Source organism: Streptomyces peucetius (genome assembly GCF_025854275.1).
In the GTDB taxonomy this organism is placed as follows: domain Bacteria; phylum Actinomycetota; class Actinomycetes; order Streptomycetales; family Streptomycetaceae; genus Streptomyces; species Streptomyces peucetius_A.
The window spans coordinates 7,671,419-7,683,542 of record NZ_CP107567.1; the positions used below are offsets into that span (position 1 = coordinate 7,671,419).

The 12,124-nt window shown below is 72.7% G+C and carries 9 protein-coding genes; 4 read left to right on the forward strand and 5 right to left on the reverse strand.

The window, feature by feature from the left end; translation table 11 throughout:
* Positions 1 to 16: 16 nt before the first annotated feature.
* From OGH68_RS34670 to OGH68_RS34680, 3 genes are all read right to left on the reverse strand, one after another.
* A complete protein-coding gene (locus OGH68_RS34670) occupies positions 17 to 667 on the reverse strand; it encodes a DUF4360 domain-containing protein (RefSeq protein WP_264249489.1) in 651 nt (216 codons plus the stop codon).
* Positions 668 to 967: 300 nt separating this feature from the next.
* A complete protein-coding gene (locus tag OGH68_RS34675) occupies positions 968 to 1,888 on the reverse strand; it encodes a hypothetical protein (RefSeq protein ID WP_264249492.1) in 921 nt (306 codons plus the stop codon).
* The gene (locus OGH68_RS34680; RefSeq protein WP_264249494.1) at positions 1,885 to 2,991 is read right to left on the reverse strand and encodes an SPFH domain-containing protein; all 1,107 of its coding nucleotides are present in this window, start codon (positions 2,989 to 2,991) and stop codon (positions 1,885 to 1,887) included. The genes OGH68_RS34675 and OGH68_RS34680 overlap by 4 nt, the downstream gene beginning before the upstream one ends.
* A 113-nt stretch (positions 2,992 to 3,104) precedes the next feature.
* On the opposite strand from OGH68_RS34680, the gene OGH68_RS34685 reads away from it, so the two are divergent.
* The 4 genes from OGH68_RS34685 (at position 3,105) to OGH68_RS34700 (ending at position 7,314) form a co-directional block, all read left to right on the forward strand.
* On the forward strand, positions 3,105 to 3,860 hold the full coding sequence (locus OGH68_RS34685) for a class I SAM-dependent methyltransferase (protein WP_264249495.1): 756 nt from the start codon (positions 3,105 to 3,107) through the stop codon (positions 3,858 to 3,860).
* A gap of 159 nt (positions 3,861 to 4,019) precedes the next feature.
* Complete coding sequence (locus tag OGH68_RS34690; RefSeq protein ID WP_264249496.1) at positions 4,020 to 5,108, forward strand: endonuclease/exonuclease/phosphatase family protein; 1,089 nt, start codon at positions 4,020 to 4,022, stop codon at positions 5,106 to 5,108.
* Positions 5,109 to 5,230: 122 nt separating this feature from the next.
* Positions 5,231 to 6,160, forward strand: coding sequence for a lytic polysaccharide monooxygenase (locus OGH68_RS34695; protein WP_264249498.1), 930 nt, complete (start codon positions 5,231 to 5,233; stop codon positions 6,158 to 6,160).
* 176 nt (positions 6,161 to 6,336) lie between these two features.
* Positions 6,337 to 7,314 carry a glycosyltransferase family 2 protein gene (locus OGH68_RS34700; protein ID WP_264249499.1) on the forward strand — a complete coding sequence of 326 codons (978 nt, stop codon included), beginning with the start codon at positions 6,337 to 6,339 and terminating at the stop codon, positions 7,312 to 7,314.
* On the opposite strand, the gene OGH68_RS34705 is transcribed toward OGH68_RS34700, so the two are convergent.
* Together OGH68_RS34705 and OGH68_RS34710 are read right to left on the reverse strand one after the other, a co-directional pair.
* A complete protein-coding gene (locus OGH68_RS34705) occupies positions 7,289 to 8,794 on the reverse strand; it encodes a DUF6056 family protein (RefSeq protein ID WP_264249501.1) in 1,506 nt (501 codons plus the stop codon). The genes OGH68_RS34700 and OGH68_RS34705 overlap by 26 nt on opposite strands.
* Before the next feature lie 223 nt (positions 8,795 to 9,017).
* Positions 9,018 to 11,861, reverse strand: a complete 2,844-nt coding sequence (locus OGH68_RS34710) for a glycoside hydrolase family 3 C-terminal domain-containing protein (protein WP_264249503.1) — start codon at positions 11,859 to 11,861, stop codon at positions 9,018 to 9,020.
* Between the last annotated feature and the right edge of the window lie 263 nt (positions 11,862 to 12,124).

A 12,124-nucleotide genomic window follows, 5' to 3' on the forward strand; every position in this document is an offset into this window, starting at 1 on the left:
TTCAGACCGGCGGCGGTCAGCGTCCGGGGCACTCCTTCCAGGCCATGTGGTAGATCGTGCTGATGTCGCCGTCGGTGGAGTCCATGGTCATGAAGTTGGTCTGCGCAGGGTCCGACGTGCCCGCGTTGACCCGGAGTTCGGTGTTGATGTTGAAGTTCCGCTGCACACCGCAGGGTGCCCAGACCAGCTGCGCCCAGTCGGTCTGGTCCGTGGCCTGCCAGTTGTCGTCGTACGGGCCCTCGAACGTGTGGGACCGGAACGCGGTGCTCGGCGAGCCCTGGAAGTAGTACGAGGCCTTCTCCGTACCGCTCGCGCCGGGCTGCAACGAGGCGAAGCCTCTGTAGTCGGCGCTCGCGATCGCGTACGTGAAGCCCTGTGGCACATGCACAATCAGGTTGAGCTGGCAGTTCTTGCGGAACGCGGTGGCCGGGGCGCCGCCGCCGACCTGGGCGAGGTAGTCGCTGTAGGTCACGGTGAAGGCCGTGTTGTCCTGTGAGACGGCGACGGCGGCCGTCCCCGCGGGACATCCGGAGCCGTTGACCGTCGCGACCTCGATCACGATCTTGTCCGGCGGCGGGTCGGTGATGGCGGACGGGCTCTGCTGGGCGGGGAGCGCGGAGGCGAACAGCGCGGCGATCGCGCCGCTCACCAGCATTCCACCGGTCATGGGGTTCTCCGATCCATTGCTGTCGGTTCCGGGCGGCCGTCACACATCGGTGCCGGCCGTCGGTCGGGGGGTGCGGCCGCCCGCGTGGGCGGTGCGGCCGTCGCGGACCAGTTGCGCTGGAGTGAGCTCTCGTTCCGCGGCGCGCGTCACGGAATTGTTGAAGAGTCATGTACATGACATGCGCGCGCCGGGCTCGCGACCTCTGCAGGCCGGGAGTTGATCGAATGGTAGATACCTGCCCAGGGAGCGGCTAGGGCGATGTCCGGCCATTCGGCCGCTCCCTCGGGAGGCTGCCGCGGCTCAATCCAGCAGCCGCAACGACGTGTCCGCGATGCCCACGGATACCGACTGCCCCCGGGTGAGACTCAGGCAGTCGCTCTCCATTCCGTCACCGAAGACCACCAGCCGGTCCGACTCCACCGTGATCCGCAGCCGTCGACCCGGCGCCAGCGCGCCCGCCACCCGGCTCGTGCCGGTCGTGGGGGACGGCCAGGCCTCCCTGACGAACCACACGAGCCGCGGGTCGGTGGGCCCCGGCAGCGCGACCGGTCCGCCCCGCTCCTGCCACACGGAGCGCAGCCACCCCGTCGCGCCGGTGCCCGTGCCGACCAGCACCCCGGACGATGCCTGGGGCTCCGCGCCCCGCCCCACCTCGCCGCCGTCGTCGTCGTCGCCGTCGTGTCCGAGACGGTAACGGGCGGTCTGATGGCCGGGTGGACCGAGATAGATCTCGTTGAGCGCCGGCAGCCGCTGGGTGTCGTCGGCGACGGCCTCCACCATCGTCAGCTCGTCGGCCGTGCGGCCCGGCAGAACGGCGGAGCGCAGCAGCCGCCGTGCGTCCTTCGCGCGGTGACGCACCAGGACCCCGGGGTTGCGGCCCGGTTCCGTGTCGATGCCCACGACCGGCTGGCCCGTGAGGTACTTGGCGGTGTTGGCGACGAGTCCGTCCTGCCCCACCACGACCACCACGTCCTCGGGTCCGAACAGGAACCTGTCGAGATCCCGCCGTTCCACCCGGGCCTGGCGCCACTGCAGCGGGACGGCGGCCGACACGTCCGCCAGCGCCCGCCGCGTACGGTGGTGCCGTTCGGCCACCTCCCGGATGCCGCGGCCGCGCGACGTCAGGAAGAAGTCGGCCTGGCCGTGGGTCCCGTGCCGGGCCAGCAACTCCTCGTACTCGGTGCTGCGGTGCACCAGGACGGCGCGCGGGGCCAGGGTCACGACCGGCCGCCGCCCTGCCCGCCCGTCCGGCCGGCTCCGCCCGCCCGGCTCTGGGTTCCCTCGCCGCCCGCCCGGCCCTGCGGGGCCGGCCCGCCCTGCCCGTCCGCCTCCCGCCCGCCGAGCCTGGCGAGCAGGCCGGTCAGCACGTCGGGGGAGAGGGTGACGCTGTCGATCCTCGGCAGGTTCTCGGCGAGCCGGGTCGCGGTGAGTGCGTGCAGCGTCGCGGGATCCACCTCCCCGTGCACGCGCAGCCATGCGGCCTGCGCCCCGGCCCGTGCCTCGCCGACCTCCTTCGCCGCCTCGGCCTCCGCCCGGGCGAGGCGCACCGTGCGCTTCGCCTCCGCGTCCGCGCGCACGGCGTCCGCCGCGGCGCTCTCCTCGGCCTGGCGCCGGGCGTTGGTGCCGTTCTGCTCGACCAGCTGCTCCTCGCGGCGAGCCAGCTCGATCCTGCTGTCCAGTTCGTTCTCCGCGATGGCACGTTCCCGCTCCACGGCGACGGCCCTGCGTTCGTACGTCGCGCGGTCCGCCTCCTGCTGGATCTGCTCGCGCGCCGGGGTGCGCAGGGCACGTTCCACTTCGGGCTCCGGGCGGATCGCCACGACCCGCACCGCCACCACCTCGATGCCGGTGGCCGGCAGCCGCGGCTCCGCGGCCAGTCCCTCCGTGATGCGGGCGCGCACGGCCGCGACACCGTCGGCGAGCGCCGACGCGAGCGGCGTGCGGGCCAGTACGTCGAGGGCGTGCTGCTGCGCGGTCTCCGTGAGAAGGGTGGCGATCTGCTCCAGTGGCGCCGCGCGCCACGCCCCCGTGTCGGGGTCGATGGAGAAGTCCAGCCGGGCCGCGGCCGTCGAGGGATCGCTGATCCGGTACGTCACGGTGGCCTGCACCGAGACGTCCTGGAAGTCGGCGGTGCGGGCGTGGAACGACACGGCCAGCTCCCGGTCGTCGACCGGGACCTCGGACAGCGCGGCGGTCAGTGCGCGGAACCAGAAGCTGAGGCCCGTGCCGTCGTGGGCGAGGCCTCCGCGCCGGTGGTGGCGGACATGGGCGGTGGGCGCGGCGCGCAGGTGGCGCCAACCGAGACGTGCGGTGATGTCGGCCATGACAGTACCCCCTCTTTTCGTCTCTGTGACGATATAAGCCAGGAAGCTTATCGTCAATATGACGAAAGTGATCGCCGGGTTCCGCCGGCCCGTCAGGCGCTACGCTGACGGCGATGTTCACCGCCCAGGGCCCCACGCTTCGTGAACTCGCCGCGCAGGCGCTCTCCTCGATCGAGCACGGCTACGACCTGCTCGCCCCCAAGTTCGACCTGACGCCGTTCAGGACGTCGGACCGGCTGCTGGACGCCGTGACGGGCGCGCTGCGGCCGCTCGGTCCCTTCGGAGCCGGCCTCGACATCTGCTGCGGCACCGGGGCGGGCATGAGGGTGCTGCGGCAGGTGTGCCGGCAGCGGGCCGTGGGCGTGGACTTCAGCGCCGGGATGCTCGCCGAGGCGACCGCCACCGTGCCGCCGACCGCGGATCCGCCGGCCCGCCCCGGCACCCCGGCCGTGTCGTGGGTCCGGGCGGACGCGCGGGCCCTGCCTTTCGCCCCTGCCTTCGACCTGGCCGTGAGCTTCGGCGCCTTCGGCCATTTCCTGCCGCGCGAACGCCCGTTGCTCTTCGCCCAGGCGTACGCCGCCCTCCGCCCCGGCGGCACCTTCGCGTTCCCGGCGCCCGCGCCACCCGGACCGGGCTCCGCGCTCTACTGGAAGCTGCTCGGCTTCGACGTGGCCATGCGGGTGCGCAACGCCGTGTGGCGGCCGCGGTTCGTCATGTACTACCGCACCTTCCCGCTCTCCGGAGTGCTCACGGACCTCCGCCGGGCCGGATTCACGGTGGAGATGCGGCCGTTGACCGAGCTGGGGCACCTGGCGGACGGCAGCCCGCGACTCCGCCTCGTGGTGGCGCGGAAACCCGCGAACGACTGACCGGCCGGTGCCGCCGGCCCCGACTGCGGCCGGACGGACATCGGCTGGATGCCGATGGGTGTCCCCGGCCCGTTCGTCCCCCTGAACCGCACCGGTGTCCGTCACTCCGCTGCGAGCTGGCAAGATCGTCGGTCCGACGGGGAAACGGAGCGGCGGGGCATGAACGACGCGGACGAGCACGACACCGACGCGCATGGACACAGCGCGCACGGCGCCGACGGACGCGGCGCCGGTGAGAACGGCAGCAACGACAGCGGTCGGGACACGGGCCGGCGCCGCTTCCGGCTGCCCCGCAGGGGCAGTCGGGGCACCGACCGCCGAGGGCGCTCCCGCTTCGGCCGCGGCCGCGTGATCGCGGCCCTCGCCGTGATCGTCGCCTGTCTGCTCGCCTTCCACTCCGCGGTGCCGAACGCCGTCGGCCGGTTCGGCAGTCTGCTGGAGACGTTCCTGCCGTGGCTCGGTCTCGCGGTGCCGGTCCTGCTGACCGCCGCCCTGCTGCGCCGTTCCGTCACGGCCCTGATCGCCCTGCTGCTCCCGGCGGCCGCCTGGCTCGGGCTCTTCGGCGCGTTGCTGCTGCCCCCGCCCGGCGGACCCGCCGGGATCGTCGCCGTGCAGCACAACGTCAGCGACGTGAACGCCGATCCAGCCGGCACCGCGCGGGCACTGCTGCGTGTACGCCCCGACCTCGTCGCCCTCGAGGAGGTCACCCCGTCCGCGCTGCCCGCCTACCGGAAGGCGCTGGGCCGGGACATGCCGCACCACGCCGTCGTGGGCACGGTGGGCCTGTGGTCGAGACATCCCCTGAAGGACGTCCGGCCGGTGGACATCAAGCCCCGCGAAATCGGTCCCGGCTGGAACCGCGGAATGCGGGCCACCGTCCTGACCCCGCGGGCCGAGGTCGCCGTCCACGTCGCGCATCTTCCGTCGGTGCGCATCGGAGGCAGCGGTTTCAGCTCTGCCTGGCGCGACGAGAGCGCGCGGCTGCTCGGCGCCGCCCTCGCCGCCGAGCAACCGTCCCGGCTGATCCTGCTGGGCGACCTCAACGGCACCGTCGACGACCGCGGCCTCGACCCGGTTCTGGCCCATGTGGGCGTGGCGGGCCCGGGATTCGCGTTCAGCTGGCCGGCGTCCTTCCCACTCGCGCGGATCGACCAGATCCTGGCCCGGTCGGCGAAGGTGACGCACGTCCGGTCGCTGCCCGCGACAGGCAGCGACCACCTTCCGATCGTCGCCCGCATCACCCTGTGACCCGCGGCCGCCCACGCCTCCAGCGCCACCGGTGCCGAGCGGCACGCCCGCCGTGCTGAACGCCCGCCGCGCCGCGGCCGTACTCCACGGCAGCCGTCGAGCACCGAGGAGGTGCGCAGCCGATGACCGGACGCCGCCGCATCACAGCCGTCGCCGCGCCGGCCGGCGCCGTGTTCCTGGTCCTGCTGGCCGCCGCCGGTCCCGCCCGGGCGCACGGGGCGCCGACCGACCCGGTCAGCAGGACCGTGGTCTGCGGGGTCGAAGGGGCACAGCGTGCGTCGGGCGCCTGCCGGGCCGCCGTCGCGGCCAACGGGGGAGCGGAGCTGGGAGCTTGGGACGACCTGCGGCTGCCCGGCGTCGCCGACAGGGACCGTGCGGCCGTCCCCGACGGACAGTTGTGCAGCGCCGGTCTCGCGGCGTACCGCGGCCTCGACGTCGCCCGAGCCGACTGGCCGGCCACGCCGCTGACGGCGGGCGGCCCCTTCACGCTCACCTACCGTTCGAGCATCCCGCACCGGGGAACGTTCCAGCTGTATCTGACCGAGCAGGGGTACGACCCGGCCGCGCCGCTGCGGTGGGCCGATCTCGAGGACCGCCCCTTCGCCACGGTCACCGACCCGGTGCTCGAGGACGGGGCGTACCGGATCAGCGGACGTCTGCCCTCGGGGCTCACGGGCCGTCATGTGCTGTATACCGTCTGGCGGAACACGGACACCCCCGACACGTACTACTCGTGCTCGGACGTGGTCCTCACCCCCGACGAAGACCCCCGGCAGAGCGGCGCACAGCCCGGACCACCCCCACCCCCGCCCCCACCGGCGCCTCCGTCCCCAGCCCCGCCTGCCTCGTCGGTCCCCGCCTCCCCTCCAGCCTCCGCTCCCGCCTCCGCCTCCGCCCCGTCCTCCGGCCGGCCCGGTCCGGCGGTCGCCGGATCGGCCCGCGCCGCCGGTGAACGCTCCACGATCCTGGCCGGTGTCGGCGCCGCCGCCCTGGCGCTCGTCCTCGTCTGCGGCTCCGCGGCACTCCGGCGCCGGAACCGGAACCGGACCTGACACCTCCGCCGATCGGAGGCAGCCTGGACGAGCCGGGACGCGCCCGCCGACGGCCCAATGCCCGGTGACGAACCGATCGCCGAGCCAGCGTGAAGGCAACCCCGGTGTCCCGTCTGCCCTCTTCCTCCATGCAGCGGGCTGCGGGGAAGCAGCCCGCCCCCACCGCATGGAGTGAGATGACAACGGTCCATACTTCGGTCGTCGTGCCCTGCTTCAACGAGGACGACGTGATCGACGCCTTCCACGAGGAGCTGGTCGGCACCCTCGAGCCGGGCGCCACCGCCTTCGAGATCTGCTACGTCGACGACGGCAGCGGCGACGGGACCAGAGCGCGCCTCAAGGAGCTGGCGGCGGCCGATCACCGTGTCCGCTACACCTCGCTCAGCCGCAACTTCGGCAAGGAGTCCGCGATGCTCGCAGGGCTGCGCATGGCTCGCGGCGACGTTGTCGTCCTCATGGACGCCGACCTGCAGCACCCGCCGCACCTGGTTCCCCGCATGCTGGAACTGCACAGCCACGGCTACGACCAGGTCGTCGCCCAGCGGGACCGTACGGGCGAAGGTGCGGTGCGGACGCTGCTGAGCCAGGCCTACTACCGTCTCGTGCGCCGCTCCATGGACGTCGAAGTCGTCGACGGAGCGGGGGATTTCAGGCTGCTGTCCCGCCGGGCCGTCGAGGCGCTGCTGACCATGCCGGAGTCCAACCGTTTCTCCAAGGGGCTCTTCTCCTGGATCGGCTTCGACACCGTCAGCTTCACCTACACCAATGTGCGGCGAGCCGCCGGCCGCTCCAAGTGGGGCGGACGGCGGCTGCTCGAGTACGGCATCGACGGGCTGCTGTCCTTCAACAGCCGGCCGCTGCGGCTGGCGATCCACACCGGACTGTGGCTCTTCCTGTCGGCGCTCGTCTACGCACTGTGGATCATCGCCAACGTTTTCCTCGACGGCGTCGACACTCCCGGGTACGCGACGCTGATCGCCGCCATCGTCGGGCTCGGCGGGATCCAGCTCGCCACCCTCGGGGTCATCGGCGAGTACGTGGGCCGCATCTACCACGAGTCCAAGCGCCGACCCCACTACGTGATCCGTGAGACCGACGAGAGCGCCCCCGCGCAGCCCGACGCGCGCGTCAGGGAAGCCGCGTTGAGTAAGTGACCCCGTCCAGGCGGTAGTAGTCGGCGACGCACTGCGCCGGCCACTTCCGGCGCCCTTCCTGACTGAACGGCTCCAGCATCCGGCTCACCGACAGCGGCGTGTAGGGCAGCTCCGTCGCTCCCCGCGCCGCGCCCTCGCGCAGGAAACGGTCCTGGCGGTCCCACCGCTCGGCCCGTACCCGCATGTCGTGCCCGAGACCGGCCAGAGGAGCCACGAGTCCCAGGACCGCCACGGCGCACACGGCGGCGGCCGCGGTCTTGACCATGCCCGTCCGCCGCCCGGCCAGGCGCGGCCGGAGCGCCCGGCCGGCGAACGCACCGGCGGCCACCAGCAGCAGGACGTACAGCAGCAGATAGTCGTTCCAGGTCCGCTCGGTGGTGACGACCTTCATGCCGAAGACGGGATACGTGATGACGGTGCACAGATAGCCGGACACCAGGAAGGCGAGGGCCCCGAGACCGGTCAGGAACAGCGGTCGTGGCGGCAGCAGCACCGGCTTCCCGCTCCGCCGTCCCCGTGCCACCAGCCCCAGGAGCACACCGACCGCGACCGCGCCGGCGTACTGCCAGGTGGTGAGGACCGTCTCGAGGATCCGTGCGTAGCCACGCAGGGCGCCCAGCAGGGATTCCGGGGCCAGCATGGACGTGGTCTCCGCCCCGTACCGCTCGCGCCGGTTGCGCGACCCGGGCGAGGTGACCAACAGCAGTGTGCCGACCGCCACTCCGGCGGCTCCCGTCAGCGACCAGACCCGCGCGAAACGGCACGCCCGCCCGGCGAAGATCCGGTGGGCGAAGAGCACCACGCCCGAGAGCACCACCAGAGCGACGACCGACACCTCCTCGGACAGTGTTCCCATGAACACCCCGGTGACGGCGACCGTCACCAGCGCGGCCGCCCTGCCTCGCCGCCCACGGACGCACAGCAGCGGCAGCGCAGCGGCGCACGCCAGCACGGGGGCCAGGGTGTGCGAGACGGACGCGGCCGGCCAGTAGAACGTCTTGTACGTGTTCGGCGTCGCGAACAGGAACAGCGCACAGACCGTCGCCGCAACCAGCAGCGGCACGCCACGCGGCACCCGCTGCCCGGTCCTGCGCAGCACCAGGACGGTGAGCGCCCAGAGCAGCACCAGCATCACCACGCCGCTCACCAGGCCGAACCACTGATGCCCGGCGACCGGGAACTCGGCGTAGAGGCCGACGAGCAGGCCGTTGGCGAACCGTCCGTTGTCGGTGAACCAGAACTTGCCGATCAGACCGGAGATGCCGTCCTCGCGGACCACGGGCAGAAAGCACCACTCGTCGGCGCTCGGCCGCACATGCCGGCCGTACCAGGACGCCAGAGCAAGCAGTCCCAGCGGCAGCAGCGAAAGGGCCGCGGGCCACAGGGACCGCCATCGGGCGAACCGCCCGGGCCGGCCGTTCCCCGGCACTCGGCGTTCGTCCTCACCCGCGACGGCGACGCCGGGTGCGTCGACGGCCATGCCACCACTGCCTTTCGGTAAACCGGAGAACCGACCTCGAAGAGGTGAATCCACGAAGTCGCGTTCCATTCTCCGGCAGGCAAGATCGTCGGCTCCGCCCGACAGGCCGCCGGCCGCGGTGAGACCACACATTCGTGGCGGTCCGCGGTCCGCGGTCCGCGGTCCGCGGTCGGCGGTCGGCGGTCGGCGGTCGGCGGTCGTCCGGGCGGAGCCGACGGACCCGCTATGCCGAGAAGAGCAGCCGCGCGAGGCGCACGGGACCGCTCAGTTCGACATGGACGTCGTGCGGACCGCTGCCGGCCGGCCCGGCGGCCGAGAGGGCGCGGCCCGACGTCACGTAGTCGTACACCCCGTCCGTGGCCGGGACGTCGAACGCCGCGAGGACCGTCCCGTCCGCCAGCCGCAGCACGACGGCGCCCGGCCCGGTCGCGGACACCTCGACCGACACGGACCCGGCGCCCTCGAGGTCGCACCGGCGGAAGACGAGCTCCCCAGGGGCGCCGTCACGGGACGGTGTCACGGCGTCCCCGGACGTCTTGGCCCGGTCCACGATCAGTGTGCCGCGCTGCTCGTCGTAGTCGGCCGCCTCGACCGGGCGTCCCACCGTCGCGCGGACAGCGGGCGCCTCGCCGTCGATCTCGGCGGTGACCGTCTGCCGGATGTCCGCACTGGAGGCGCCGGCCAGGAACTCGTACCGGCCCGCGGTGACCGTCCAGCGCCCCCGCGCCACGTCCCAGAAGCCCAGTTCGGCGACGGGGACGGCGAACCCGAGCCGTGCGGACGCGCCCGGGGCCAGCGAGAGGCGGCGGTGCGCGGCCAGCTGACGCGCCGGGCGCGGCACCGCGCAGTCGAGGGCGCGGGTGTAGAGCTGGACGACCTCGTCGGCGGTGACGGTACCGGTGTTGGTGACGGTGAGGGACACCGTGACGGTGTCCTCTTCGCGTGCCGCCGTCAGGCCCTCGTAGCGGAACGACGTGTAGGACAGGCCGTGGCCGAACGGGTAGAGGGGCGTCCCCGCGAAGTAGAGGTAGGTCTGACCGCTGCCGATGATGTCGTAGTCGAGCAGATCCGGGAGATCGGCATCGGCCGCGTACCAGGTCTGCGGCAGCCGGCCGGCGGGGGAGACGTCGCCCGCCAGCACCCGGGCCAGGGCGGTGCCCGCCGCCTGCCCGCCGTGCGCGGTCCACAGCAGGGCGGGCAGCGCGGCGTGCGCGTCGGCGACCGCGTACGGGTACGAGGAGACCAGCACCAGCGCCGTGCGCGCGTTCGCGGCCACGGCCGCGCGCCACAGGCGGTCCTGATGGCCCGGCAGGGCGAGCGTGCGCCGGTCCTCGGTCTCCCGGCCGTTGATGTGCGGGTCGTTCCCGGCGACGACGACCACCACGTCGGCGCCGGCGGCGGCCGCGGCGGCCGCGTCCTCGCCGCGCTCGGTGATCTCGACGCCGAAAACCTCCCCGATGTCGGCAACCTTCAGGCCGTCGGCGGCGACGGACACGTACCGGCCCGTCCCGATGTGCTCAAGGAGGTGCCCCGCGCCGTGCTCCCTCAGCCGGAACGTCTCCTGGACGACCCAGCCGCCCGGCTGGTCGGCGGAGGCGCGGAGGAATCCGTCCTCGGCGACCGACAGATACCGCCCGTCAGGAGCGCGGAAGGTGAGCACGCCGTGGCCCCAGTCGATCATGGCCAGCTCCGACGCCTCGTCGCCGCACGTCAGCGGCGGCAGATCGGTGCGCCCGGCGAGCAGCGCCGGGTCCAGGGCGCCTTCGGCGCCCCGCGCCTGCTCGGGCTCCGACGACTCGGGCACCCGCACCCAGCCGGACGTGCACCGCAGCCGGACCCGGTCGGCGCCCTCCGCGAAGACGACGTTCTGCGCGCCGAATCGTTCCCGCAGCCCGTCCAGCGGGGTCGAGCGGTGGATCAGCGTGCCGCTGTACCAGTCCAGCTTGCACTCGTCGGCGAGCAGGCCGACGACGGCGACGCGCGCTCCGTCGGCGATCGGCAGCAGGGCGTCGTTCTTGAGCAGCACCACGGCCTGCTCGGCGCACTCCTGGGCGAGCGCACGGTGTCCGGGGGTGTCGAAGCCGGCGGCGGCCGCGTACGGCCCGGTGCCGGGGTCGAACTCGCCGAGGTCGAACCGCATGCGGAGCAGCCGGCGTACGGCCCGGTCGATGTCCTTCTGGTCGATCAGCCCCTGTTCGTGTGCGCGGCGCAGCCGGCCGTCGATGACGGAGGAGTCCTGGCCGTGGTCGGTGAAGCTGTCCACCCCGGCGCGCAGCGCGGCGGCCGTGGACTCCTCATGGGTGTCGTAGTAGTGCTCGGAGTCCACCAGGTTGGACGGGGCACCCGCGTCCGAGCACACCACCAGCGACCGGTCGGTCCAGTCGCGCAGCTGGTCGAGCAGGTGCGGGGAGAGGTGGTTGGGCCGCCCGTTGACGAGGTTGTAGGACGGCATCACCCCGGCGACCGCGCCCGCCTCGACGGCCGTGCGGAAGGCCCGCAGGTCGTACTCGTGCAGCACGCGCGGCCTGACCGACGAGGAGGTGGTGTCCCGGTCCGTCTCGTTGTTGTGTGCCAGCCAGTGCTTGAGCACCGGTGCGGTACGCCAGTGGACGGGGTGGTCGCCGCGCAGGCCGCGGGTGTAGGCGACCGCGACGGCGGACGTCAGCACGGGGTCCTCGGAGTACCCCTCCTCGTTGCGGCCCCACAGCGGATGCCGCAGCAGATTCACCGTCGGTGCCCAGACGTTCAGCCCGACCCGGGGGTCGCGCGCCTTCATGGCGCGCGTCTCGGTGCCGACCGCCTCGCCCACCCGGCGCACCAGCTCCTCGTTCCAGGTCGCACCCATCCCCACGGCTTGGGGGAACACCGTGGCGGCGCCCATCCAGGCGACACCGTGCAGCGCCTCCTGGCCGGTGCGGAAGGCATCGACGCCCAGACGTTCGACGGCCGGCGCGAACTGGTGCAGCATCGCGATCTTCTCGTCGAGCGTGAGCCGTCCGAGCAGATCCTCGACGCGCTCGGCAACGGGCAACCGGCCGTCACGGAAAGGGGGATGAATGTCGGTCACAGGAGTCCCTCTGGGGTGGCGGTACCGGAATGTATTCGAAGCGCTTCGATGCTGGGTCGTCCGATGCGGTGTGTCAAGACGTGCAGGCCGGTATCGGCCTGCTCCCGTTGAATCCCGTTCCGTGAAGGTGATGGGCCGACGGTCAATTTCGCTTCGACTCTTGAACGGCTTGCCATCCTCACTTAACCTCGCTGCAGCTTCGAAGCGCTTCGACTGCGAAGTCCACAGAAGGCCACCGCTCGTCCTGAACCGCCGCCACACAT